Consider the following 24,758-nt stretch of genomic DNA (forward strand, 5'->3'; position numbering starts at 1 on the left):
CTAAAACTCAACCTCAGATGCCCCCAGTCTATCCTGAGCGTCCCCGCCGCTTCCGCAGCGCCCCAGCGCCTCAGCAGCGCCGGTGAAGGGGTATTTACGGATTAGGTCTGGGACCTGCAACCCCCATTTTGCAAAAACTTCAAATTTCTCGGCAGAAAGTTTCCTACCTTAATTAAAGCAACAGGTTAGCTTCATTTTACTGGCGGTTTTTCCGCCTATATCCCCACAGGTAGCTGACAACGAACAGCCAAACACCTGAATCGTACCCAATGCTTGGTATGCGTTCAGGACAGGCCAACAAAAACGCCGCCCGAGTCTCCTCGGACGGCGCTTTTTCGTGAGCGGTGTAGGCAATCACTTCAAATCAAAACGATCCACGTTCATCACCTTGTTCCAGGCCGACACGAAGTCACAGACGAATTTGCCCTCGGCATCTGCCTGACCATACACCTCGGCCAATGCCCGCAGTTGCGAGTTCGAACCGAAGACCAGATCGACACGGGTGCCCGTCCATTTGACCGCACCGCTGGAACGATCACGACCTTCATAGACGCCTTTACCCGACGGCTTCCATTCGGTGCTCATGTCCAGAATGTTGGTGAAGAAGTCGTTGCTCAGAACCCCGACGCGATCTGTGAACACACCGTGCTTGCTGTCGCCGAAATTCGCACCCAAGACGCGCAGACCGCCAACAAGGGCCGTCATCTCCGGGGCTGACAGTGTCAGCAGCTGCGCCCGGTCGACTAACAGCTCTTCGGGCGAGACGGTATAGTCGGCCTTCTGGTAATTACGGAACCCATCTGCGATTGGCTCCATAACTGCAAAGCTGTCCACATCGGTCTGATCTTGCGACGCGTCGGTCCGGCCCGGGGTGAACGGAACTTCAACATCCTGACCGCCTGCTTTGGCCGCCTGTTCGATACCAACAGCACCGGCCAGAACGATCACATCGGCCAAGGACACTTTCTTGCCACCAGATTGAGCGTCGTTAAACGCGGCCTGAACGCCTTCCAACGCGCCCAGTGCCTTGGACAGCTTCATAGGTTCGTTGACGTCCCAATCTTTCTGCGGCGCAAGACGGATACGCGCACCATTGGCACCGCCCCGCTTGTCCGACCCACGGTAAGTCGAAGCCGAGGCCCAAGCAGTCGAGACCAACTCGGACACAGACAGGCCAGTCGCAGCGATCTTGGCTTTCAGGTCGGCAACATCCGCATCGTCAATCAGATCGTGATCCACTGCGGGGACGTTGTCCTGCCAGATCAGCTCTTCAGCAGGGGCTTCTTCGCCAATATAGGCCGAGCGCGGACCCATGTCGCGGTGAGTCAGCTTGAACCAGGCGCGTGCGAACGCATCGGCGAACTCTTCCGGGTTCTCGTGGAACCGCTTCGAGATCGGGCCGTAGATCGGATCCATACGCATCGCCATGTCGGCGGTGGTCATCATGGTTTTGACCTTTTTCGACGGATCATGCGCCTGCGGGGCCATGTCTTCTTCTTTGACATTCACCGGCTCCCAGATCCACGCGCCCGAGGGGCTTTTGGTCAGGTTCCAGTCATAGCCGAACAGTAGGTCGAAATAACCATTGTCCCACTTCGTTGGGTTAGCCGTCCACGCGCCCTCGATCCCCGAGGTGGTGGTGTCGTCACCCTTGCCCGAGCCGAACTTGTTGATCCAGCCAAAGCCCATTTCTTCAATCGGAGCGGCCTCTGGATCGGGACCAACCAGATCGGGATCACCCGCACCATGCGCCTTACCAAAGGTGTGGCCACCTGCGACCAGGGCGACTGTTTCCTCGTCATTCATCGCCATACGACCGAAGGTGTCACGGATATCACGGCCCGAGGCCAGCGCGTCGGGCTGTCCGTCCGGACCTTCTGGGTTCACGTAGATCAGACCCATCTGCACGGCGGCCAGTGGGTTTTCCAGATCACGCTCGCCCGAGTAACGGCTATGCGGGTTGTCCGTCGGGGCCAGCCATTCGGTTTCCGACCCCCAATAGATGTCCTCCTCTGGGGCCCAGATGTCTTCGCGACCACCGGCGAAACCGAAGGTCTTTCCGCCCATCGACTCGATGGCGCAGTTGCCCGCCAGAATCATCAGGTCGGCCCAGGAAATCTGGTTGCCGTATTTCTGCTTGATCGGCCAGAGCAAGCGGCGGGCCTTGTCGAGGTTTCCGTTATCCGGCCAGCTGTTCAGCGGAGCGAAGCGCTGGTTGCCGGTCGAGGCGCCGCCACGGCCATCCGCAGTCCGGTATGTGCCGGCGCTGTGCCAGGCCATACGAATGAAGAAACCACCATAGTGACCGTAATCCGCCGGCCACCAGTCCTGCGAATCCGTCATCAGCGCATAAAGGTCCTCTTTCAGCGCTTTGTAGTCCAGCTTCTTGAACTCTTCCGCATAGTCGAAATCTGCGCCCATCGGGTTCGATGCCGGTGCATGCTGGTGCAGGATCGAAAGTTTCAGCTGGTTGGGCCACCAGTCGCGGTTCGACCGCGTGCCAGCGCCATGCATCACAGGGCAACCGCCTGCTTTGGGGTTATCACTTCCGTCCATATCGATCTCCAATCCTGGCTCAGGTCTTGCGGCTCAGCGCGGTATTAACTGTAACGAACAAGATTACAGAAAGATGTAGCCCTGATGGATTTCAAGGGTCGCTCGCCGAAATTGGCGCAGCCCCCACTCATCAGGGCGACTCTGCGCCCTTGTGTCGAGGGAAATTTAGCAAACCAAAGACATAGATATAAGTTTTGTTTTCTCATAATAACCATAACCAAATCCTATGATACACAGATCCTCCGACTCGTAACCTTGGGTCACAACCCCCACAGGCAGATTGTCTTCTTCCCTGTTCGCTTTCAGTCTGGCCCGAGTATGCGGCCAAGGACCCCGAGCAGGACATAAGGACAGCAGGATGGAGTTTGACTATGTGATCGTCGGCGGAGGCTCGGCAGGATCGGTTCTGGCCGGTCGCCTGAGCGAGGACCCGAACATCAGCGTCTGCCTGCTTGAGGCCGGTGGTCCCGGAAAACATATCGCCATCCGTATGCCCGCCGCCGTAGTGTCGACGCTTCCCGGACGCCCCAAGATCAGCAATTGGGCGTTCGAGACAGTCCCGCAACCGGGCCTGAACGGGCGGAAAGGATATCAGCCGCGCGGCAAAGCCTTGGGAGGCTCCAGCGCGATCAATGCCATGCTCTATATACGCGGGCAGCGACAGGACTATGACGGTTGGGCCGATCTGGGCTGCGCGGGTTGGGATTGGGACAGCGTTCTGCCTTACTTCAAACGCTCCGAGAACAACGAGCAGGGCGCAGATGAGCTACATGGCGATAGTGGCCCCCTGCAGGTGTCGGATCAGAAAGAGCCGCGCCCAATCACCCATGCCTTCATTGATGCCGCCAGCCAAATGCAGCACCGCCGCGTCGAGGATTTCAATCGCGGCGATAACGAGGGCGTCGGTCTCTATCAGGTGACGCAATTCCACGACCAAGCCCGCAACGGGGAAAGATGTTCAGCCGCAGCGGCCTATGTGCATCCGGTCATGGATCGTCCGAACCTGACCGTCATCACTCATGCCCATGCCAAGGAGCTGACCTTCGACGGCAAACGCGCGACCGGAGTGATCTATAAAAAGAGAGCAAAAGGCGCAGATATCTCGGTCACGGCCAGACGAGAGGTATTGATCTGTGCGGGCGCGCTTCAATCACCGCAAATTTTGCAGCTGTCCGGTATCGGCGACAGGGAAGAGTTGCGCCAACACGGAATCGCAGTCCGTCATGACTTGCCCGGGGTCGGCAAGAACCTGCAAGATCATCTGGATTTCATTCTGGCCTACAAAACCAAGGACACAGACAATTTCGGCATCGGCCTGACGGCAGGCATGCGTCTGATGGGGCACCTGTTGCGTTGGCGCAAAACCGGGTCGTCGATGGCCTCAACTCCCTTTGCCGAAGGGGCTGCGTTCCTGAAGACCTCCGCTGAGCTTGATCGTCCCGACATTCAGCTCCATTTCGCCATTGCGCTGGTCGATGATCACGCCCGCAAGCTGCACTATGGCCATGGCTACAGTTGCCACATCTGCAAGCTAAGGCCCGAAAGCCGGGGCGCCGTCGGTCTGCATAGTGCCGATCCCTTTGCCGCGCCCGCCATTGATCCCAACTTTCTGTCGGATGACCGCGATCTGCAAACCATGATCAAAGGTGCGCGGATGATGCGCGACATCATGCAGGCCCCCGCCCTTGCCCCTTACCGTCATAAAGAGATGTTCGGGACTGAGACCGCCGAAACCGACGCGGATTGGGAACGCCATATCCGCGCCCGCGCCGATACGATCTATCACCCCGTCGGCACCTGCAAGATGGGGCTGGATGAGATGGCTGTGGTCGACCCAGAGCTAAAGGTTCACGGAATCCAAGGGCTGCGCGTCGTCGATGCGTCGATCATGCCAACGCTGACCTCGGGCAACACCAATGCGCCCACGATCATGATCGCCGAGAAAGCGGCGGACATGATTAAGGCTGCTCAGTGACCTTCATCAGGGCCTCAAGCCCAACGCGGTAATTGGGGTAGAGCAGTTTGACCCCAAGCTCATCCTTGATCCGGTTGTTTCGAACCCGCTTGTTCTCACTGTAGAAACTGCGCGCCATAGGCGTCATTTCGGTCTCTTCAAACGGAACGGCGGGCGGTAGCGGCAGGCCCTGCAACTCAGCTGCGTAGCCGATTACGTCCTGTGGCGGCACCGGCTCATCATCGCAAACATTATAAACAGCGCCGGGATTGGGGGCCGCCATCGAAGCTGCCAGAACCTGCGCGATATCCTCCACATGGATGCGCGAGAACACCTGACCCGGTTTGATGATCCGCCGGGTCCCACCGCCCTTGAGCTTGGAAAACGGCCCTCGACCGGGCCCGTAGATACCGGCGAGCCTGAAGATATGGATCGGCAGGTTAGGAATGGCCGACCATTGCTCCTCGGCCAGCAGACGCCAGCGCCCGCGCTTGGCTGTCGGCGCGGGTGGCGTGGTCTCATCCACCCAGTTGCCCTGATGATCGCCATAGATCGCCGTGGTCGACAGATACCCAACCCATTTGAACTGCTCCGCGCGCGCGGCGATCTCGGCGCTCAGCGCCGCCAGAACCGGATCGCCATCCTCCTTCGGCGCGGTGGAGATCAGCAAATGCGAGACCCCATCCAGATCCGGCACATCCCCGGGCCAAATCAACGGCTCAGCACCCGAGGCGCGAATTGCGTCAGTCCCCTCGGCATCCCGCGTGGTACCGACAACGCGCCAGCCCTCGGGCGTAAGGCGGCGCGACAGGGCTTGGGCAGAGTATCCGTGACCAAAGGAAAACAGTGTGTTCGTCATGCCCTCTAGATGATCCGAGCAGACCGGGGATGCAAGCGGCACGTCGACACACTTGATTCGAATCTCGCGATGCGCCTTTCTTTTAGGCATGAGCGAGAAAACCCCAGACCTGCACGCGGCCTACGCGCTGACTTCGCCGGACGACAACAAGCGCCTCTATGCCGAGTGGGCGGGCGATTATGATGACGGTTTTGCCGCGCGCGAGGACTATCAGCTGCATATCCACACCGCCCGCGCCTTTGTGCGGGCCGGGGGGCAAGGCCCGGTGCTGGATGTCGGCGCAGGCACCGGTCTGTGTGGCGCGGTTCTGGCCAGTTTGGGGGTTGGGCCGATCGACGCCACGGATATCAGCGCCGAAATGCTGGATCAGGCCATGCGCAAGGACACCTATCGCGACGCGATCGAGGCCGACCTGACCCAAGGTATCCCGGTCCCGCGCCACAGCTATTCGGGTATCGTGTCTTCTGGCACGTTCACCCATGGCCATCTGGGCCCCGAGGTGCTGCCCGCCTTGCTGCGCGTCGCGCGCCCGGGTGCGCAATTTGCCATCTCAATCAACGCCAAGCACTATGAGAAACTGGGCTTTGCCGACGCCTTCAGGCAGCTTGAGCAGGGTCAGATCATCAACCTGTCCCTGCCTGAGGTCCGCATCTACGGAGATCTCGCCGCCGGTCCGAACAAGGACGACACGGCCTATGTCGCCCTGTTCGAGAGGACCTGATCAGGTCTTTGACCTGAAACGCTAGGTGTACATCTGTTTCTTGAACGCCCGCGTGCGCGTCGTCGCCTCGGCCGAGCCGTCGTGATAGGTGCCGAACCACTTGTCGAACGGGATTTCCGAGGTGCCGTAGTTGCACTCGAAATAGCGGTGGTGCAGCTGATGGAAGAAATCGCCAGCGCGGGCGGCATCCGTTTCTTTCGCCCTCAGCTTTTCGAAACCGGAATGGGATAGAACCGGGCTGATCTGCTGAAAGTAGGTATGGAATAGAAGGTGCAGCGGGTGCGATGGGATGATAAGGTGAATGAAATAGGTCGTGAAGTAGAGGATGTTCTCATACCAATGGTTTGAGATTCCCGACCAGGGCCCGATATTGACATTGCGGTGGTGCACCGCGTGGACATGTTTATAGAGCTTCGGGTGATGCTCCAACCGGTGCACCCAATAGAAATGCAGGCCGGACCACATGGGGATCAGCAACATCCACAGAACAAACCATACCGGCGCGCTGGCCCATGTCACAGTCGGCACATAACCATTGGCCATCGCCCAAAAGATCACCCATTGATAAACGGTCGCCACTGTCATCGCGCTGCCCAAGGTCCACCAAATATTGTCGAGGACCTGATTGCGGAAGGTGAAGTTGCCGTTGTCCCGGGTCAGATCACGGCGATCGAACTTTTTGTACATGCCCTGCCCTTTGCGCATGTAAAGCCACCAATGCAAACCGCCCGCGACCATAGTCTGAGGCACCATATTCAGCAGCCAAATCCGGAACATCCACCCCGCCGAAAAGCTCTTCATTGCGTCCAATCCGGGGAAGAACAGGACATAGGCGATCACGGCCAGTGTCATGCACAGGGTCAGCGAGGTGATCTGCAACCACGCCCCGCCATACCATTTTAGGACCGCCGCCGGGCGGAGCGGCCAAGTGAATAGAGGGTTCAATCCCACCGGTCCTTCGGGGTGATAATTCCAACGGGCGGCTTCCGGGTCCTGAGCGGTGTCGGTCATGGTAGTCACTTCTGTCTATTTGGTCAGGTTGCGTAGTCCGAGCCTTCGGCGTCGAGCAGGGCTTTGATCTCGCGCAGATGCGCCTGGGCTTGATCGGGGTAGTCGTCCAGCTCTTGCGCAGTCTTCTCGGCGATCTCATCGGATAGCACGCGCAACGGTTGGCCCGTTTGCAGCGCACGGATGTAGGTTTCGGCGGCGCGCTCGAAATAATAGAGTCTATTAAAGGTATCTGCCGGGTCGCTGCCGATGATCAGAACACCATGGTTGCCCATGATCATGACCTTCTTTTTCGGGTCCGACAGCATTGAGGCGCAGCGTTCCCCCTCGCTCTCAAACGCCAGACCACCGAATTCCTCATCAATCACATAGCGGTTGTAGAAAGTGGCCGTGTTCTGGTCGATAGGGGGCATGTTGCTGTCCGCCAGCGATGCCAGCACAGTGGCAAAGATCGAATGTACATGCATGACACACCGTGCATGCGGGCAGTGGCGATGGATCGACCCGTGAAGCCCCCAAGCGGTCGGGTCCGGCGCGCCGGGTTGGCTCATGACATCCGGATCATTGGCATCCAGCAACAACAGGTCCGAGGCCCGGATACGCCCGAAATACATCTGATTGGGGTTCATCAGGAACTGCGTGCCGTCCTCGTTCACCGCAAGGCTGAAATGGTTGGCAACGGCCTCGTGAAGGTTCAGACGCTCGGTCCAGCGGAACGTCGCGGCCATGTCCACACGCTCGGACCAATGGTCGATATTGGGGCGAAGATTGGCGACACTCATGGGAACGCTCCTTAGGGCAATTGGTTTTAACAAAGCCTGCCTTGGGTCCTTGAGTTTGACCAACGAAAAAAACGCATATATCTCATTAGCAAAACTTATGGTGAGGTTATACATATGCAGAATTCCCTGCCTCCTCTGGGCTGGCTGCGCACATTCGAGGCGGCGGCACGCCACCTATCATTCACCGGCGCCGCCCGCGATCTGAACATGACGCAAAGCGCGGTAAGCCAGCAGATCAAGTCGCTCGAGGGGCATCTGGGCCAGCCCTTGTTCCTGCGACGCCCTAAGGCGCTGGAACTGACCGAGGCCGGAATCACCTACCTGCCCGTCGTGCGAGAGGCATTTCGCACGCTGGTGCGCGGCACACAGGCCGTAACGGGCGCTCAGCAAAACGCGGTTCAGGTTCAGTGCAACATCACCTTTGCCGTGAATTGGCTGGCCCCGCGCCTGCCCGCCTTTCGGGCCGAGCACCCGGATGTCCAACTAAACATCTTCACAGAGCTCTGGGAGCCGCAGGAAATGGCCGAAGGCGCTGCGGTCGAGATTCGCTTTTCCCTGAGGCCCGCCGATACGGTCCGAACCGAGCTGCTGCGGCGTGAACACTATTTTCCTGTCTGCGCGCCCGGTTTCAGTGTGGACCTCGAGACACTGCAGGAAAAGCCACTGTATGACTGTTCAAACCTGCTTTCAAATTGGGCCAGTTGGGCGGATGATCAGGCTCTAACATGGCGCAAACCGTACATTACTTACGCCACGACCTATCTGGTTTGTTTATCAGCGGCGATGGCCGGAGGTGGCTTGTGCCTTGCGCATGATACGATCGCAGACCGGTTGATTGAGCAGGGCTTGCTGGTGGCCCCTTTTGAACATCGAGCGGAGATGCCCGAGGCCTATTACCTGCTGCTTTCCCCCCAAGCCGAGGAAACGCCCGGAGCGGTGGCCTTTGCCAATTGGATACGTCGCGAGATCGGGTGAGGGAATCTCTCCCGCCCTTCGTCGCGGCCCCTACGGGGCAGCTTCTCTGGTTGGGCCGGGCAGCGCTGGCGCGCTGCGGGCGGGATTTGTGATGATTTCATGATACGGGATTACCGGGGTTGCACCTGACAACACATTCAGGAAAGTTGAGCCATGGAATACACACCCTTCCCAAGCTGGCCCGATGTCGCCCCCCGTTTAATCGCCGTTGCCGCAGGTCGCGAACCCGCGGATTTGGTGATCCGCGGTGGTATCTGGGTCAATGTTCACAGCCGAGAGCTGCTGCCCGATCACTCCGTCGCCATTGCCGAGGGGCGGATTGCCTTTGTCGGGCCTGATGCCAGCCACTGTATCGGTCCCGACACGCAGGTCATCGACGCCAACGGGCGCTACATTCTGCCCGGCCTATGCGACGCACATATGCACATCGAATCGGGCATGCTGACCCCCGCTGAATTCGCGCGGGCCGTGATCCCGCATGGCACAACTTCGATGTTCACCGACCCGCATGAGATCGCAAATGTGCTGGGCCTCGACGGCGTGCGCATGATGCATGACGAGGCGATGATGCAGCCGGTGAATATCTTCACTCAGATGCCTTCCTGCGCGCCATCGGCCCCGGGATTGGAGACCACCGGCTATGAAATCTCGCCCGAGGATGTAGCACAGGCGATGAGCTGGCCGGGTATCATCGGGCTGGGTGAGATGATGAATTTCCCCGGTGTGATCAACGGCGATCCGAAGATGCTGGCCGAGATTGCAGCCACTCAACGGGCCGGAAAAACGGTCGGCGGACACTATGCTTCGCCTGATTTAGGGTCTGATTTTGCGGCTTATGTTGCTGGCGGCCCGGCGGATGACCATGAAGGCACTTGCGAGGCCGACGCCATCGCGCGGGTGCGGCAGGGGATGCGCTCGATGATGCGGCTGGGGTCTGCTTGGTACGATGTGGAGACCCAGATCCCGGCTGTCACTGAGAAAGGTCTGGACCCGCGGAACTTCATTTTATGCACCGATGACTGCCACTCAGGCACTTTGGTCAACGAAGGCCACATGAACCGCGTGGTGCGCCATGCCATCGCCTGTGGGTGCAAACCTCTGGTTGCGTTGCAGATGGCCACGATCAACACAGCAACGCATTTCGGGCTGGAGCGTGAGATCGGCTCGGTCACGCCGGGGCGGCGCGCGGATATCATCCTCAGCTCGGATTTGATCGATTTGCCGATCGAGACGGTTATTGCGCGTGGGCAGGTGGTTGCTGAGAACGGCGCCATCACCGTCGAATGCCCGCATCTGAACTGGCCGAACAACGCACGCAATACGGTGCATCTGGGGCATGAGCTGACGGAAAGCGACTTTGAAATCCAGGCCCCCGCAGGCGCGAACCGGGTTCAGGCCAATGTCATCGGTGTTGTCGAAAACCAGGCCCCGACCAAGGCGCTCAAGGCCGAATTGCCCATCATCGGCGGTCTGGTCGAGGGGGAGGGCGAGGTCTGCCAGATCGCGCTGGTGGAACGCCATCGCGCGACCGGAGGGGTTACGAACGCGTTCGTCTCGGGCTTTGGCTATCAGGGCAACATGGCGATGGCCTCAACCGTGGCCCATGACAGCCACCACATGATCGTCGTCGGCACCGACCGCTCACAGATGGCGCTGGCCGCCAACCGCCTGGCCGAGGTCGGTGGTGGTATCACCCTGTTCCGGGACGGTCGGGAACTGGCGCTGGTGGAACTGCCCATTGCTGGCCTGATGTCCGACAGCCCTGCCGCCGAGGTCGCGGCCAAAGCCGAAAAAATGGTCGAGGCGATGGAGGCCTGCGGCTGTCAACTGAACAACGCCTATATGCAACACTCTCTGCTGGCCCTCGTTGTGATCCCCGAATTGCGGATCTCGGACCTTGGGCTGGTGGATGTCCGCACGTTTGAAAAGATAGACCTTCTGGAACCCCTGGCATGACAATAATAAAAACACCTGACACACCTGCTGCAGAAGACTTCACTGACCCCGAGGCCGCCGTCGCGCGGCTTGAACTTCTCTACAATCAAGCCACGGATTTCTTATGCGAGGGCTTCTCGGCGGCCATGCAGGAGGGGGCCCCTTCGGCCCGCATTAGAGCCTACTACCCGGAAATTCGCATCAAGACCTCAAGCTACGCGCAGGTCGATAGCCGCCTGAGTTTCGGGCATGTCTCGGAACCTGGCATCCATGCAACCACCGTAACGCGACCTGACCTCTTCCGCTCTTACCTGACGCAGCAGATCGCGTTGCTGATCAAGAACCACGACCAGCCGGTGACCATCGTTGCCTCCGATACGCCGATTCCGGTTCATTTTGCCGTCGCCAACAACCCAGATCTGGTGGTGCCGCATCAAGGTGCTGCGGGTTTCACCCTGCGCGATGTGTTCGACGTGCCCGATCTGACAACAACCAATGACGATATCGTAAATGGCGTACATGATCATACTGAGGTCGGGCCACTTGCTTTGTTCACCGCTCAGCGCGTCGATTACTCTTTGGCGCGGCTGGCGCACTATACCGCGACGGATGCGGGGCACTTCCAGAACCACGTTCTGTTCACCAACTACCAGTTCTACGTGTCCGAGTTCGAAAACTACGCGCGTGAACAACTCGCCGACTCAGATAGCGGCTACACCAGCTTTGTCTCGACCGGGAATATCGAGATCACCGAGGCAGATGCAGCGCTTGAGCAGCCGATAAAGCTGCCTCAGATGCCGACTTATCACCTGAAGCGGGCGGATGGGTCCGGTATCACTCTAGTCAATATCGGCGTCGGGCCGTCGAACGCCAAAACCGCCACCGACCATATCGCGGTTCTGCGCCCACATGCCTGGTTGATGGTCGGGCACTGCGCCGGCCTGCGCAATACCCAAGCCTTGGGCGATTTCGTACTGGCCCATGCCTATCTGCGCGAAGACAAGGTGCTGGACGATGATCTGCCAGTCTGGGTCCCGATCCCACCGCTGGCCGAGATTCAGGTGGCGTTGGAACGCGCAGTGGCCGAGGTCACCGAACTTGAAGGGTATGAGCTGAAGCGGATCATGCGAACGGGCACTGTCGCCTCGGTCGACAACCGCAATTGGGAACTGCGCGATCAATCCGGCCCTGTGCAGCGGCTCAGCCAATCCCGTGCGATTGCGCTGGATATGGAAAGCGCAACGATCGCTGCAAATGGCTACAGATTCAGGGTCCCCTACGGGACTTTGCTCTGCGTCTCCGACAAACCACTGCATGGAGAATTGAAGCTTCCCGGTATGGCGTCGTCCTTTTATACAACTCAGGTCAGCCGTCATCTGGCGATCGGAATAAAGGCGATGGAACATCTGCGCGGCATGCCGTTAGAACGCTTGCACAGCCGGAAATTGCGTTCATTTGACGAAACGGCCTTCCTCTGACGTAAAAAAGCAACGTTTTCCCCATATTTTTAGGGTTTTCCGCGCTACTATTCGTTGTGTTCGTCCACAATATCCCGTTACAGTTACGCGGTGAGGCCCTATAGATCGGGCACGTTAAGGAGACCAAGAAATGGCAAAGCCTATGACAAAGACTCAGCTGGTGGCTGCTCTCGCTGAGGAAATGGGAACCGACAAGAAATCCGCGAATGCGGCGCTGGAGGCTGTGACCGGCCTGATCACCCGCGAAGTTTCGGCCGGTGGCGCAGTAACCCTTCCCGGCGTCGGCAAAATCTACTGCCGCGAACGCCCCGAGCGTCAGGTTCGCAACCCGGCCACTGGTGAGACCTTCACCAAAGAAGCCGACAAGGTTGTGAAGATGACCATCGCAAAAGCTCTGAAAGACAGCGTGAACGGCTAAGCCGCGACGTCATGTTGACAGAATGTGGGGCTGCCGGAAGGTGGCCCCTTTTTTCTTGCTAGGCGACCCGTTCAAAGCGTTTTGCGTTTTATCTGAAACAAAGCTATCGAAATGCGCGTTCGACCGCAGGGAGAGGCAGCGTATTTCGATTCAAATCAAACGCAAAGCGATCTAAGAAAAGCACACCGCCCACCCAAGGAGATGGAAATGGATCTGCGCGCCATCGCAATGGGGCTGACCTTTGCCCTGATCTGGTCGTCGGCTTTTACGTCGGCTCGGATCATCGTTGCGGATGCATCGCCTCTGTTTTCGCTGGCGTTGCGCTTTTTGATTTCCGGCATCATCGGCGTCGCGATCGCGCGGGCCATGGGCCAATCCTGGCACCTCACACGTGAGCAGTGGCGCGCGACCATACTGTTCGGAGTTTGCCAAAATGCCCTTTATTTGGGTCTGAATTTTTATGCGATGCAAACGGTCGAGGCCTCGGTCGCGGCGATAATCGCATCCACCATGCCGCTGCTTGTTGCACTGGCGGGCTGGGCATTCCTGGGTGAGCGTTTGCGCCCCTTGGGGATTGTAGGGCTACTGGCTGGATTTGTTGGCGTTGCCCTCATCATGGGCAACCGCATCGGCGCAGGTGTCGATCTGTTCGGAGTGGCCCTTTGTGGAATCGCAGCCCTCGCCCTGACCTTCGCTACTCTATCGGTGCGCGGGGCCACGTCGGGCGGCAATTTCATGATGGTGGTCGGCTTGCAGATGTTCGTGGGTGCCGCGGTTCTATTCGTCGCCGCCCCGATATTTGAAACGATCCGCATTCACCTGACAGTGCCGCTGGTTTTGGCGTTTAGCTACACAACGCTGTTCCCCGGCCTTCTGGCGACGTTGATCTGGTTCATGCTGCTCAACCGGATCGGGGCGACTCGCGCGGCCACGTTCCACTTCCTCAACCCCGTGTTCGGCGTCGCCATCGCGGCCGTTCTGCTGGGTGAGAAGCTGGGGCCACTGGATGCGCTGGGTGTTGTGATCACGACGCTGGGCATTCTCGCGGTGCAACTGTCGCGTCAGCCTGGTCAGGGTAGCAGTGCCTCGACCTGACGGGTTAGTTTCGGCGATGTCGGCTTGACGCTTGAACCAAAAGTAGCCACGACCTCACCTTCTGAATCCAACAGGATTTTGTTGAAGTTCCACTGCGGCACAAAACCGGTTTGGTCCGCAACGGCCTTGTAGAACGCATGCGCCTTTGGGCCCTTGACCGGAGTGATATCGGCCATCGGCAGTGTCAGGCCGTAGTTCATCTCGCAGAAGGCTTTGACTTCGCTTGCTGTTTCCAATTCCTGATTGAAGGAATCCGACGGGATCGCAAGCACCACCAAACCGCGTTTGCCATAGGTTTCATGCATCTTCTGCAAATCCGCGTATTGACCGGTGAAGCCGCATTGCGATGCGGTATTGACCACCAGAACCGGCTGACCACGCCATGCCTCAAGGGACAAAACACCCCCGTCGATCGACGCAAACTCAGCCGTCAAGGGCGCCGCTTGCACAGCACGGCCGATCAACAAAAGAACGCTCAGCAGCAACACACGAAACATGGCAAAACCTCCTTGGTACTAAGGATACGGTCAAAACCGCCATCCGGATCAACCGCACATGCGCGCGAGGGGTTTGAAATATGATTTTGATTTCCGAAATTTTATGCCCAAATACTACTCAACCATTCCAATTGATCGGAGGAGCCATGTCCCGCTACACCAAGGACCCCGCGGTCGTTGCCGCTCTGTCCCCCGAGGCGTTTCACGTCACCCAGCGCAGCGGCACCGAACGCCCCGGAACCGGCGCATATCTGGGCAATAAAGAGCCCGGCATCTACGTGGATATTGTATCGGGCGAGCCGCTATTTGCCTCGACGCACAAATACGAATCCGGCTGCGGCTGGCCCAGTTTCACGAAGCCAATCATCCATGAGCATGTGGAAGAGTTTCGTGACACCACCCATGGTATGATCCGCACCGAGGTCCGCTCAAAACACGGCGATAGCCATCTTGGCCACGTCTTCCCGGACGGCCCGCGCGAACATGGTGGTCTGCGCTATTGCATTAACTCTGCCGCCCTGCGGTTCATCCATCGCGACGAGATGGAGGACGAAGGTTACGGCGAATACTTGATCCATGTGGAGGACATCCAATGAGTATCGAACGCGCTGTTCTGGCCGGTGGCTGCTTTTGGGGCATGCAGGACCTGATCCGCAAACTGCCCGGCGTGTCCCGCACGCGTGTCGGATATACCGGCGGCGACGTGCCAAACGCCACTTATCGCAACCACGGAACCCATGCCGAAGGGATCGAGATTTTCTTTGATCCTTCTCAGATCACCTACCGCGATCTGCTGGAGTTCTTCTTTCAGATCCACGACCCGACTACACCGAATCGTCAGGGCAATGATCTTGGCATGAGCTACCGTTCAGCGATCTACTATGTGGATGACGCGCAAAAGCAGGTGGCTCTGGAAACAATCGCGGATGTGAACGCCAGTGGATTGTGGCCCGGCAAGGTCGTCACCGAACTTGAACCCGTGGGCGATTTCTGGGACGCCGAACCCGAACATCAGGACTATCTGGAACGCATCCCCAACGGCTATACCTGCCACTTCCCGCGCCCCGATTGGGTCCTGCCCAAACGCGACGCGGCTGAATAACGCTTGGTCCCCTTCGGGTTTCGAAGGGGGGTTAACCCGTGGCGACCCGGGGTCTCCCGCTGGCCTCGACGGTCAACATCGCCTCGACAAACACTTCGCGCTCTTCCACGCGGGCGGTTCGGATATCGCGGTCGACAACCACTCGGATATCTTCAGCACCCGCCTCGCGCACGGCACCTTCCGCCTCATCTCGCAGAGTCTTTTCCAGCAACGCCAAAGCCTCATCCGAGGCGTTGAAGTCCTTCGGGCCGTCCTCCAGATGAACACGGTACTGCCCTTCGGCAGGCGACGTAATGGTCCCCGACCGTCGCAAAGTCAGCCGCCCAACCACCGCCCCGATAGCGTTGGCCACACCAGCATGTTCGGGCAGAACCATTTTGCAACGCAACCGCTCCCCGACCGCTGGATAGTAGCTGGGGGCCGAGGCACCCAGACCCACCACATCCACATTCAACGCCGCATCCAGCGCCAGCAAGCCTCGGTGCTGTGCCAATCCGCGTTGGGTCAGGACATGCCGGGCAAGCTCCTTCGGGGGCAGACCGAAATCTTCGGACTCTTCGGCAAAAGCAGTCTCTAATAAGGTTAAACTGGTCTGTTCGGTCAGTTGGTCGATGATCATATGCGCCAGGTGTTCCGGTGTCGCCGCAAGCATGTCACCCGACCCGACCCGTTTGCGCGCAACCAGTTCCAGCGCCTTGCGTGCGGCATCTGCGTCCCACGCCTCGACCCGGTCCAGAACATGGCTGGCATCAGACGGAGTGATCCCCGAAACCTGAACGATTCCGCGATCCACCAAACGGTTCAGCGCACCGTTCTCCATCCGCGTCCGTAACAAGCCGCTGAGGGGCAGGACCTGATCGCCCAGCCTGTCCAGCAACGCCTCTTCCCGCGCGCCGATCCCGTCGGCACGCACCCCCGGAACACAGCGAGCAAATCGTGTGTCATGCTCGCCCACTGTGGTTGAGCGCAGCTGTTCGTCCAGCATCGCATGCACCACTTCAGGCGCCTCGGACGCGATCAGTGAAACCGGCAGCACCCGTCGCGGCCCAAGGAAAACGCCGCCCTTCAAGCCTTCGGTCATGACATGTACCTGACTGTCGCCGCCCAAACCGTGAGTCCGCATCGCGACGGCCTCAACCATTGTGCGGAACCCACCCACCTGCGCGCCCGCCGGATCAATCGCGGGTTTCCCATCGCGGATCAGTGCCACGTCCGTCGTGGTACCGCCAATATCCGAGACCAGAGCATTCTCGGCCCCCGTCAGCCACCGCGCCCCGACGATCGAGGCCGCAGGGCCGCTCAGAATCGTTTCAATCGGCCGCCCACGCGCCTGTTCCGCGCTCATCAACGCGCCATCCCCGCGCACGACCATCATCGGAGCGGTAATGTCCAAAGCCAGCAACTGATCCTGGGCCCGCCCGATCAGGCGATCGATCATCCCGATCAACCGTGCATTCAAAACAGCCGTGACGGCGCGCTTTGGCCCGTTCAACTTGGCCGACAATTGATGCGAACAGGTGACCGGCGCCCCGGTCTTCTCAGCTATGATCCGCGCCGCTTCCAGCTCATGCGTCGGGTTGCGCGTTGCGAACTGAGCCGCCACGGCAAAGCCGGAAACCCCTGTGTGAGAGTCTAAAAACGCCTCTAGGGCTTCAACATTCAGCTTTGCGACCTCACCACCCGCATGGCTGTGTCCACCTGCCACGACAAGCGCCGGGTCGCCTTTCAAAGCATCCCTCAGACCATGCTTTTCAAGATCGCTTTCCTTGAACCCGATATAGATCAAGGCCACGCGACCACCCTGCCCCTCGACCAGAGCATTAGTGGCAAGCGTCGTCGACAGAGACGCCATCGAGATCTGATCCGGTGTCACCTGCGCCTCGTCCAAAACGGCCGAGATCGCCTTGCCGACCCCAATCGCCAGATCCGCCCGCGTGGTCAGGGACTTGGCCGAGGCGATCACCTCACGCTCATCCCGGATCAACACCGCATCGGTATAGGTTCCGCCTGTATCTACCCCCAAAGCCAGCGCCATCGGGTCCTCCATCTGTTCGCTGCAGATGGGTGTAGCGGTTTGGACCGACACGTCCAGCCTGTTTGCGGCATTTAACCCAGCTGTTCCACCGCCCAGCGCGCGGCATCAGCAACAGTCGGATCGGGATCATCCGCCAAGCCCTGCGCCACAGCCCGCAATTCGGCCCGGCCCGAGTTGCCAATGGCATAGAGAACATTGCGCACAAACCGGTCGCGCCCGATCCTCTTGATCGGAGAGCCCGAGAATTTCGCCCGAAACGCGGCATCATCCAACATTGCAAGATCCGCAAGGGCCGGAGCTTTCAGATCCTCCCGCGCTGCATATCGAATGTCGCTGGCAGCCACGGCAAACTTGTTCCAAGGGCACGCAGCCAAACAATCATCGCAGCCGTAAATCCGATTGCCCATCTTGCCACGCAGTTCTTCCTCAACCGGGCCTTTGTACTCGATCGTCAAGTAGGAGATACACCGACGCGCATCCAGCTGATACGGGGCGGGAAAGGCATCTGTCGGACAACTGTCCAAACAGGCACGGCACGACCCACAATGGTCGACTTCCGCCATATCCGCCGGAAGGTCCAAAGTCGTAAAAACAGACCCTATAAAGCACCAATTGCCCCACTCTCGGCTGACCAGATTGGTGTGCTTCCCCTGCCAGCCCAACCCCGCCGCATGGCCCAACGCCTTTTCCGGCACCGGCGCGGTATCGACGAATACCTTCACCTCGCCCCCGGCCTCGGCAATCAGCCACCGCGCCAGCCGCTTGAGCCGCTTTTTGACCAGGTCATGATAATCCTTGTTCTGCGCATAGACCGAAATCGCCGCGCGGTCCGGATGCTGCAAAACTTCGGTCGGATCATGCTCGGGCGTGTAACTCTCGGCCAACATGATCACCGACCGCGCCTCGGGCCACAGTGCCGCCGGATCTCCGCGCCAATGGGTCCGTTCGGCCATCCACCCCATCTGCCCGTGATACCCGGCCTGCAAAAAGGCTTCCAAGCGCGCAGGCACCTGCGGCACATCCCATGGCCGACACACCCGGCACGAGACAAACCCCTCGGCCAAAGCCTGCGCCACCAGTTTTTCCTTTAAACCCGATCCGCTCTTCATCTGGCCAAAAATATCCTCGGGGGGAATCGCGCCTCTGGCGCGATGGGGGGCAGACAGCCCCCCTTTGCCACCCTATCAGAAATCCAGATCGGCGTAATGGGGCGGAGGCCGAAACCCCGGCACCTGGTCCGCCAGAATCGACCGGAACGCCGGCCGCGATTTGATCTTGGCGTACCAATCCTTCACCGCCGCGCTGCGATTCCAATCCACGTCCGAGATATAGTCCAGCGCCGACAAATGCGCCGCCGCCGCGAAATCCGCCAGCGTCATCTGATCCCCGGCCAACCAGCGACGATGATCCAGCAACCAGGCCATGTAGTCCAAGTGGTACTTGATCGCGCGCGCGCCTTCCTTGACATTCTTGCTGTCCGGATAGCCCTGCCCGGTCATCTTCTTGTTGACCCGCTCATACAGAAGTTTCGAAGTCACCTCGTGATGAAACTTGTCATCGAACCAGCCCACCAATCGCCGCACCTCATAGCGCGCCTCGGCGGTCTTGGGCATCAAGGGCGGTTCTGGGCGCGTGTCCTCGATATACTCACAAATCGCCGCGCTCTCAGACATGATCTGCCCGTCCAACCGCAACACCGGCACTTTGCCAGCCGGGTTCCGACGCAGGAAATCCGGATCTTGCTCCCAATACCGCTCTTCGACCAGCTCAACTTCGATCTTCTTCTCGGCCAGTGACAGCCGAACCTTACGACAGTAGGGAGAGAGGGGAACGTGAAACAAACGCGCCATGGACTTCCAATCAAACCAATGAGTACCCCTCAGCTTTAGCCTTGGCAGGGCGTGGGATTCAATCCTCGAAACAATCCGCGCGACCATCTGCGCGGATGGTAGCCGCCCCTTGCAGGATAGCCGCCGCCCGCCTGCGTGTGAAAACCGACGGGTCCGTCACCGAGCGCTTGCGCGGCGAGGGCAGAATCGCCGCAAGCCGCGCCGCCTGCGTTGGGTTCAGTTGCGCCGCGCTGACACCAAAGTTCCGCTGCGCCGCGGCCTCAACCCCAAATAGGCCCGTCCCGGTTTCCGCGACGTTTAGATAGACCTCAAGAATGCGCTGTTTGCTCCAGAAAATCTCGACCACTGGCGTGATCGTGGTTTCCATCGCCTTTCGCACCCAGCTGCGCCCCTGCCACAGAAAGACATTCTTCACCACCTGCTGCGTGATGGTTGAGGCCCCTCGGGTCCCGCCCCCCTCCAAAGCGTCACGAATAGCTTCGACGTCAAAACCCCAGTGCAGACAGAAATTCGCATCTTCAGCCGCAACGACCGAACGCGCCATGATTGGAGCGATCTCATCCATCGTGATCCACTCGCGCTCGACCTTTCCAAGGCGACGCCACTCAGACCAGATCGTATGCGTGATCGGAGGGTTCACGACCGAGTACAGAACCACCAAAGCCACCAGAAACGCCGCAACGCCCAGCGCGGAATAGATCATCCATCGCCGGATACGGGACCAGAGCGACCGTGTCTTTTGCCCCTTGCCTGCCTTACTTTTTCTGCCGCTTTTACTGCGGGCTGCTTTCTTTGCCATGGTTTTGCTATACGCCGCCGCGCCGGTCTTGGGAACGGCGGAATTCCGGATCGGCGGATTGGACCGCGCGACTGTGTCCGCCGCGAAATACAAAAAAGACCCGCACTCCACCTCAGAAACGCGGGTCCTTCTTATTTATCTCTGCACCCGACTTATTCGGCCGGAACAGCAGCCACTTCGTTTGTCAGAGGATGGCTGAGCTTGTTCAGCATCTCTTTCGGGCAGACCTGCAGGAAATTCGCCTTTTCCACATCCCAATGCTGAAGGATGTCCGAGGCCTTCCGGCTGAAGGTTTCCGCCGCGTGACGCTCGATCAGGGATTTCAACTGATCTTCCCAATGGTCGATGGTCACCGGGCAGGTCACCAGCGTTTCCATGTTCATCAACGCTTGCGCCTTGCCCTCCGGATCATACAGATAGGCCATGCCGCCTGTCATACCTGCACCAAAGTTGGCCCCGATATCACCCAGGATCACAGCGACCCCGCCAGTCATGTATTCACACCCGTTCGAGCCACAACCCTCGATCACCACTTTGGCGCCCGAGTTTCGCACCGCGAACCGCTCACCCGCGCGACCGGCGGCAAACAACTGCCCGTCGGTTGCGCCGTAGAGAACGGTGTTGCCGATGATCGTGTTGTCATCTGCCTTCAGCGGGCTGACCTGCGGTGGGCGGACAACGATCATGCCACCTGACAGACCTTTGCCGACATAGTCGTTGGCGTCGCCAGACACTTCCAGCTTCAGACCCGGTGCCGCAAAGGCCCCCAGCGACTGACCTGCCGAGCCCTGCAGTTTCACATGCAGGTGGTCGTCCTGGAACGTGTTTCTCATACCGAAGTTCTGGACGATATGGCTGGAGACGCGTGTACCCACGGTCCGGTGCGTGTTCTGGATCGCGTAAGACAGCTGCATCTTTTCACCGTCTTTCAGGAACCGCGCCGCGTCGCGAACGATCTCGGCGTCCAGCGTATCCGGCACCGCATTGCGGTCCTTGTCGCGGTTGTAGACGATGTCATGCGCACCATCGACGGTGATCAGCAGCGGGTTCAGGTCCAGATCATCCAGATGCGCCGAGCCCCGGCTGACCTGATCCAGCAGATCGGCCCGGCCGATGATCTCATCAATCGAACGCGCGCCGAGGCTGGCCAGCAGCTCACGCACTTCCTGCGCGTAGAAGGTGATCAGGTTGACGACCTTATCCGCGTTGCCGGTGAACTTGGCGCGCAGGCTTTCGTCTTGCGTACAGACGCCGACCGGGCAGGTGTTCGACTGGCACTGACGCACCATGATACAGCCCATCGCGATTAGGGCTGCGGTGCCGATGCCATATTCCTCGGCCCCCATCATCGCGGCCATGACGATGTCACGACCGGTCCGCAGGCCACCATCGGTCCGCAGGGTCACACGGTCACGCAGGTTGTTCATCGCCAGAACCTGATGCGCCTCGGTCAGGCCCATCTCCCACGGAAGACCGGCATATTTGATCGAGGTCGCAGGCGATGCGCCTGTGCCGCCATTGTGGCCCGAAATCAGGATGATATCCGCCTTCGCCTTGGCCACACCGGCAGCAATCGTGCCCACGCCAGAGGACGCCACCAGCTTCACCGTCACCTTGCAGCGCGGGTTGATCTGCTTGAGATCATAGATCAGCTGCGCCAGATCCTCGATCGAGTAGATGTCATGGTGCGGCGGCGGCGAAATCAGCGTCACGCCTTTGGTCGAGTGACGCAGACGCGCGATCAGGTCGGTGACCTTCATACCCGGCAGCTGGCCACCCTCACCGGGTTTCGCACCCTGGGCGACTTTGATCTCAAGCTCTTCACATTGGTTCAGGTACTCGGCGGTCACGCCGAACCGGCCCGAAGCCACCTGTTTGATCTTGGCCGACGGGTTGTCGCCATTGGGTTCCGGCACAAAGTGTGCCGGGTCTTCACCACCTTCACCCGAGTCGGATTTCGCACCAATCCGGTTCATCGCCACGTTCAGCGTCTTGTGCGCCTCGGGCGACAGCGCGCCCAGCGACATGCCCGGCGTGACAAAGCGTTTGCGGATCGAGGTGATCGATTCGACCTCTTCGATCGGCACTGGTTTGCCCAGCGGTTTGAAATCCATCAGATCGCGAAGGTGGATCGGCGGGTTCGACTGCATCTTGGCCGAATACTGCTTCCACAGCTCGTAGGACGCCTTGTTGCATGCCATCTGCATCATATGCATCGAGGTTGCTTCCCACGCATGGGTCTCGCCCGACTGCCGGGCTTTATAGAACCCACCGATGGGCAGCACGTCCAAGCCGTTGTCCCACGCCTTGGAATGGATTTCCTCGACCTTGGCCTGAATACCCGTGACACCGATGCCGGAAATCCGGCTGGTCATACCGGGGAAGTATTCGGCAACCATGGCACGGCTAAGACCCACGGCCTCAAAGTTCAGACCGCCTCGATAGGATGAGATCACCGAGATGCCCATCTTGGCCATGATCTTCAGCAGACCCTGATCGATGGCCTCGCGATAGCGCGCGACGTTCTCGGTCAGCGTGCCTTCCAGCAGACCACGGTCAATCCGATCGGCCAGCGAATCCTCGGCCAGATAGGCGTTCACAACGGTTGCACCACAGCCGATCAGAACCGCAAAATAATGCGGATCAACACATTCGGCCGAACGCACGTTCAGCGAGCAGAAGGTCCGAAGCCCTTGCCGCGTCAGATGCGAATGCACCGCGCTGGTCGCCAAGATCATCGGCATGGCCACACGGCCCTGCCCCGAGTTCATGTCGGACAGCACCAGATGCCCCGCGCCCGAGCGCACAGCCTCCTCTGCTTCGGCTCTAACACGGGCCAAAGCGGCGCTCAGCGCGCCACGACCAGGCTCAAAGCTACAGTCGATTTCCGCAAGAGGAGAGCCGAAGGTCTCAACCAGTTTGTCCCACTGCGCGTTGCCAACAAATGGGCTGCCCAGCACAACGATTTCGGTTTGGCTGCTGTCTTCGTCCAGCACGTTTTTCAGGTTACCGAACCGCGTTTTCAGCGACATCACGCGGTATTCGCGCAAGCTGTCGATGGGCGGGTTTGTCACCTGGCTAAAGTTCTGGCGGAAGAAATGGCTCAGCGGGCGGTACTGCTTGGATAGTACAGCCGAGGGCGTGTCATCCCCCATCGAAGCCAGTGACTCCTTACCGTCCTCGGCCATCGGCGCGAGAATCTGCTCAAGCTCTTCTATCGAGTAGCCAGCCGCGATCTGACGCTTGCGCAGCTCTTCTCCGCGGAACATGGCTGTCTCGGTCACGCCGGCCAGGGCGTCATCCAGATCGTTGATCTTGTTGACCCACTCACCAAACGGCAGGGCGCGGGCCAATTTGTCCTTGATCTGTTTGTCGCGGTAGAGCTTGCCGCGCTTCATGTCGACAGCCAGCATCTGACCCGGACCCAGAGCGCCTTTTTCGGTCACGGAGGCCTCATCAATCGGCACCATTCCGGCCTCAGAGCCCGCGATGACCAGACCATCGCCCGTCACCACATAGCGCATCGGGCGCAGACCATTCCGGTCGAGACCGGCACAGACCCAGCGGCCATCAGTCATGGCCAGAGCGGCGGGGCCATCCCATGGTTCCATCACCGAGTTGCAGTAGGAATACATATCGCGCCACGCCTGCGGCAGCTCAACTGCCTGCTTGGACCAGCTTTCCGGAACCAGCATGGTTTTCGCCATGGGCGCCGAGCGGCCTGCGCGCACCAGAACCTCAAAAACCGAGTCTAATGCGGCCGAATCCGACGATCCACCTGCAATGATCGGCTTGATATCTTCGGCATAGTCACCAAAGGTCGAGGACGCCATGCGGATCTCATGGCTCTTCATCCAGTTGATGTTGCCCTTCAGCGTGTTGATCTCGCCATTGTGCGCCAGCATGCGAAAGGGCTGGGCCAACCACCATTGCGGGAAGGTGTTGGTCGAATAGCGCTGGTGATAGATCGCAAAGGCCGACTCAAAGCGTTCGTCCATCAGGTCGGGGTAGAAAACCGCAACCTGTTCGGCCAGCATCATGCCCTTGTAGATGATCGAGCGGCAGGAGAGCGACGCTAGATAAAGCCCAGAAATCCCAGCAGCCGCAGCCGCTTTTTCGATGCGACGACGGATGACATACAGCTCACGCTCGAACGTCTCTTCGTCCACGCCTTTGCTGTTCGAGATCAAGATTTGCTCGATCTCAGGACGGGTCGCGTTGGCTTTGTCGCCCAGACAGGTGACATCAACCGGCACGTGACGCCAACCGTAGATGTAATACCCCATCCGCAAAACTTCGGTTTCCACGATGGTCCGGCAGCTTTCCTGCGCGCCAAAATCGGTGCGGGGCAGGAAAACCTGTCCAACCGCAATAAGCTCGTCCAGTTTGGGTTCGTGACCGGTGCGACGGATCTGGTCGTAGAAGAACGGAACCGGGATCTGAACGTGGATACCCGCGCCGTCACCTGTCTTGCCATCCGCATCGACAGCGCCGCGGTGCCAGATCGCCTTGAGGGCATCGATCCCCGCATCCACGACCTTGCGTGATGGCTTACCGTCGACGGACACCACAAGGCCCACACCGCATGAGGAATGCTCTTCCTCTTCGGAATAAAGACCGTTTTCCGCCATCCACTTGCGCTTGGTTTCCTCGGCGCGCACCCAATCGGCATCAAATTTGGTCATTTGCTGTCT

The 24,758-nt window shown here is 59.3% G+C and carries 19 protein-coding genes; 9 read left to right on the forward strand and 10 right to left on the reverse strand.

The window, feature by feature from the left end; all coding sequences use genetic code 11:
- Window positions 1–354: 354 nt before the first annotated feature.
- Window positions 355–2,556, reverse strand: coding sequence for a catalase/peroxidase HPI (gene katG, locus ACR0AI_RS07485; RefSeq protein WP_480672886.1), 2,202 nt, complete (start codon window positions 2,554–2,556; stop codon window positions 355–357).
- A 358-nt stretch (window positions 2,557–2,914) separates the two neighbouring features.
- On the opposite strand from katG, the gene ACR0AI_RS07490 reads away from it, so the two are divergent.
- Entirely contained in the window at window positions 2,915–4,531 is a 1,617-nt protein-coding gene (locus tag ACR0AI_RS07490; protein ID WP_480672888.1) for a GMC family oxidoreductase, read from the forward strand.
- Here ACR0AI_RS07490 and ACR0AI_RS07495 read toward each other — a convergent pair.
- Window positions 4,515–5,369 carry an SDR family oxidoreductase gene (locus ACR0AI_RS07495; protein ID WP_480672890.1) on the reverse strand — a complete coding sequence of 285 codons (855 nt, stop codon included), beginning with the start codon at window positions 5,367–5,369 and terminating at the stop codon, window positions 4,515–4,517. The two genes, ACR0AI_RS07490 and ACR0AI_RS07495, sit on opposite strands and share 17 nt — an antisense overlap.
- Window positions 5,370–5,457: 88 nt before the next feature.
- Here ACR0AI_RS07495 and ACR0AI_RS07500 point away from each other — a divergent pair, with 88 nt between their 5' ends.
- A complete protein-coding gene (locus tag ACR0AI_RS07500) occupies window positions 5,458–6,090 on the forward strand; it encodes a class I SAM-dependent DNA methyltransferase (protein ID WP_480672892.1) in 633 nt (210 codons plus the stop codon).
- 21 nt (window positions 6,091–6,111) lie between these two features.
- On the opposite strand, the gene ACR0AI_RS07505 is transcribed toward ACR0AI_RS07500, so the two are convergent.
- Window positions 6,112–7,101 (reverse strand): sterol desaturase family protein, encoded by a 990-nt coding sequence (locus ACR0AI_RS07505; protein WP_480672894.1) that lies wholly within the window; start codon window positions 7,099–7,101, stop codon window positions 6,112–6,114.
- Window positions 7,102–7,124: 23 nt separating this feature from the next.
- Window positions 7,125–7,880, reverse strand: coding sequence for a class II aldolase and adducin N-terminal domain-containing protein (locus ACR0AI_RS07510; RefSeq protein ID WP_170765320.1), 756 nt, complete (start codon window positions 7,878–7,880; stop codon window positions 7,125–7,127).
- 114 nt (window positions 7,881–7,994) lie between these two features.
- Here ACR0AI_RS07510 and ACR0AI_RS07515 point away from each other — a divergent pair, with 114 nt between their 5' ends.
- The 5 genes from ACR0AI_RS07515 to ACR0AI_RS07535 all read left to right on the forward strand — a co-directional run bounded on the left by ACR0AI_RS07515 (window position 7,995) and on the right by ACR0AI_RS07535 (window position 13,781).
- A complete protein-coding gene (locus tag ACR0AI_RS07515; RefSeq protein WP_480672896.1) occupies window positions 7,995–8,855 on the forward strand; it encodes a LysR family transcriptional regulator in 861 nt (286 codons plus the stop codon).
- Window positions 8,856–9,008: 153 nt separating this feature from the next.
- Window positions 9,009–10,811: an adenine deaminase gene (gene ade / locus ACR0AI_RS07520; RefSeq protein WP_480672898.1), complete on the forward strand. Its 1,803-nt coding sequence runs from the start codon at window positions 9,009–9,011 to the stop codon at window positions 10,809–10,811.
- Window positions 10,808–12,268: an AMP nucleosidase gene (locus ACR0AI_RS07525; RefSeq protein WP_480672900.1), complete on the forward strand. Its 1,461-nt coding sequence runs from the start codon at window positions 10,808–10,810 to the stop codon at window positions 12,266–12,268. The genes ade and ACR0AI_RS07525 overlap by 4 nt, the downstream gene beginning before the upstream one ends.
- A gap of 130 nt (window positions 12,269–12,398) precedes the next feature.
- Complete coding sequence (locus tag ACR0AI_RS07530; protein ID WP_050605937.1) at window positions 12,399–12,686, forward strand: HU family DNA-binding protein; 288 nt, start codon at window positions 12,399–12,401, stop codon at window positions 12,684–12,686.
- A 207-nt stretch (window positions 12,687–12,893) separates the two neighbouring features.
- Window positions 12,894–13,781 carry a DMT family transporter gene (locus tag ACR0AI_RS07535; RefSeq protein WP_170462798.1) on the forward strand — a complete coding sequence of 296 codons (888 nt, stop codon included), beginning with the start codon at window positions 12,894–12,896 and terminating at the stop codon, window positions 13,779–13,781.
- Here the strand turns inward: ACR0AI_RS07535 and ACR0AI_RS07540 are convergent.
- On the reverse strand, window positions 13,757–14,278 hold the full coding sequence (locus ACR0AI_RS07540; RefSeq protein ID WP_480672902.1) for a glutathione peroxidase: 522 nt from the start codon (window positions 14,276–14,278) through the stop codon (window positions 13,757–13,759). The genes ACR0AI_RS07535 and ACR0AI_RS07540 overlap by 25 nt on opposite strands.
- A gap of 146 nt (window positions 14,279–14,424) precedes the next feature.
- On the opposite strand from ACR0AI_RS07540, the gene msrB reads away from it, so the two are divergent.
- Complete coding sequence (gene msrB, locus ACR0AI_RS07545; RefSeq protein WP_170380153.1) at window positions 14,425–14,874, forward strand: peptide-methionine (R)-S-oxide reductase MsrB; 450 nt, start codon at window positions 14,425–14,427, stop codon at window positions 14,872–14,874.
- A complete protein-coding gene (gene msrA / locus ACR0AI_RS07550; protein WP_480672905.1) occupies window positions 14,871–15,380 on the forward strand; it encodes a peptide-methionine (S)-S-oxide reductase MsrA in 510 nt (169 codons plus the stop codon). The genes msrB and msrA overlap by 4 nt, the downstream gene beginning before the upstream one ends.
- Window positions 15,381–15,411: 31 nt before the next feature.
- Here msrA and ACR0AI_RS07555 read toward each other — a convergent pair whose 3' ends face one another.
- From ACR0AI_RS07555 to gltB, 5 genes are all read right to left on the reverse strand, one after another.
- Complete coding sequence (locus tag ACR0AI_RS07555) at window positions 15,412–17,415, reverse strand: hydantoinase/oxoprolinase N-terminal domain-containing protein (RefSeq protein WP_480673340.1); 2,004 nt, start codon at window positions 17,413–17,415, stop codon at window positions 15,412–15,414.
- Window positions 17,416–17,486: 71 nt separating this feature from the next.
- Window positions 17,487–18,524 (reverse strand): tRNA epoxyqueuosine(34) reductase QueG, encoded by a 1,038-nt coding sequence (queG, locus tag ACR0AI_RS07560; RefSeq protein WP_480672907.1) that lies wholly within the window; start codon window positions 18,522–18,524, stop codon window positions 17,487–17,489.
- A 75-nt stretch (window positions 18,525–18,599) separates the two neighbouring features.
- Window positions 18,600–19,265 (reverse strand): FtsZ-binding protein FzlA, encoded by a 666-nt coding sequence (fzlA, locus tag ACR0AI_RS07565; protein WP_170380156.1) that lies wholly within the window; start codon window positions 19,263–19,265, stop codon window positions 18,600–18,602.
- 58 nt (window positions 19,266–19,323) lie between these two features.
- Entirely contained in the window at window positions 19,324–20,064 is a 741-nt protein-coding gene (mtgA, locus tag ACR0AI_RS07570; RefSeq protein ID WP_480672909.1) for a monofunctional biosynthetic peptidoglycan transglycosylase, read from the reverse strand.
- Between the two features lie 152 nt (window positions 20,065–20,216).
- Window positions 20,217–24,749, reverse strand: a complete 4,533-nt coding sequence (gene gltB, locus ACR0AI_RS07575) for a glutamate synthase large subunit (RefSeq protein WP_480672911.1) — start codon at window positions 24,747–24,749, stop codon at window positions 20,217–20,219.
- Between the last annotated feature and the right edge of the window lie 9 nt (window positions 24,750–24,758).

The organism is Ruegeria sp. BG3, from assembly GCF_056538485.1.

Bases quoted from the DNA above. Each gene is read 5' to 3' on its own strand.
- katG (WP_480672886.1), bottom strand. From the start codon at position 2,556: ATGGACGGAAGTGATAACCCCAAAGCAGGCGGTTGCCCTGTGATGCAT.
- ACR0AI_RS07490 (WP_480672888.1), top strand. From the start codon at position 2,915: ATGGAGTTTGACTATGTGATCGTCGGCGGAGGCTCGGCAGGATCGGTT.
- ACR0AI_RS07495 (WP_480672890.1), bottom strand. From the start codon at position 5,369: ATGACGAACACACTGTTTTCCTTTGGTCACGGATACTCTGCCCAAGCC.
- ACR0AI_RS07500 (WP_480672892.1), top strand. From the start codon at position 5,458: ATGAGCGAGAAAACCCCAGACCTGCACGCGGCCTACGCGCTGACTTCG.
- ACR0AI_RS07505 (WP_480672894.1), bottom strand. From the start codon at position 7,101: ATGACCGACACCGCTCAGGACCCGGAAGCCGCCCGTTGGAATTATCAC.
- ACR0AI_RS07510 (WP_170765320.1), bottom strand. From the start codon at position 7,880: ATGAGTGTCGCCAATCTTCGCCCCAATATCGACCATTGGTCCGAGCGT.
- ACR0AI_RS07515 (WP_480672896.1), top strand. From the start codon at position 7,995: ATGCAGAATTCCCTGCCTCCTCTGGGCTGGCTGCGCACATTCGAGGCG.
- ade (WP_480672898.1), top strand. From the start codon at position 9,009: ATGGAATACACACCCTTCCCAAGCTGGCCCGATGTCGCCCCCCGTTTA.
- ACR0AI_RS07525 (WP_480672900.1), top strand. From the start codon at position 10,808: ATGACAATAATAAAAACACCTGACACACCTGCTGCAGAAGACTTCACT.
- ACR0AI_RS07530 (WP_050605937.1), top strand. From the start codon at position 12,399: ATGGCAAAGCCTATGACAAAGACTCAGCTGGTGGCTGCTCTCGCTGAG.
- ACR0AI_RS07535 (WP_170462798.1), top strand. From the start codon at position 12,894: ATGGATCTGCGCGCCATCGCAATGGGGCTGACCTTTGCCCTGATCTGG.
- ACR0AI_RS07540 (WP_480672902.1), bottom strand. From the start codon at position 14,278: ATGTTTCGTGTGTTGCTGCTGAGCGTTCTTTTGTTGATCGGCCGTGCT.
- msrB (WP_170380153.1), top strand. From the start codon at position 14,425: ATGTCCCGCTACACCAAGGACCCCGCGGTCGTTGCCGCTCTGTCCCCC.
- msrA (WP_480672905.1), top strand. From the start codon at position 14,871: ATGAGTATCGAACGCGCTGTTCTGGCCGGTGGCTGCTTTTGGGGCATG.
- ACR0AI_RS07555 (WP_480673340.1), bottom strand. From the start codon at position 17,415: ATGGCGCTGGCTTTGGGGGTAGATACAGGCGGAACCTATACCGATGCG.
- queG (WP_480672907.1), bottom strand. From the start codon at position 18,524: ATGAAGAGCGGATCGGGTTTAAAGGAAAAACTGGTGGCGCAGGCTTTG.
- fzlA (WP_170380156.1), bottom strand. From the start codon at position 19,265: ATGGCGCGTTTGTTTCACGTTCCCCTCTCTCCCTACTGTCGTAAGGTT.
- mtgA (WP_480672909.1), bottom strand. From the start codon at position 20,064: ATGGCAAAGAAAGCAGCCCGCAGTAAAAGCGGCAGAAAAAGTAAGGCA.
- gltB (WP_480672911.1), bottom strand. From the start codon at position 24,749: ATGACCAAATTTGATGCCGATTGGGTGCGCGCCGAGGAAACCAAGCGC.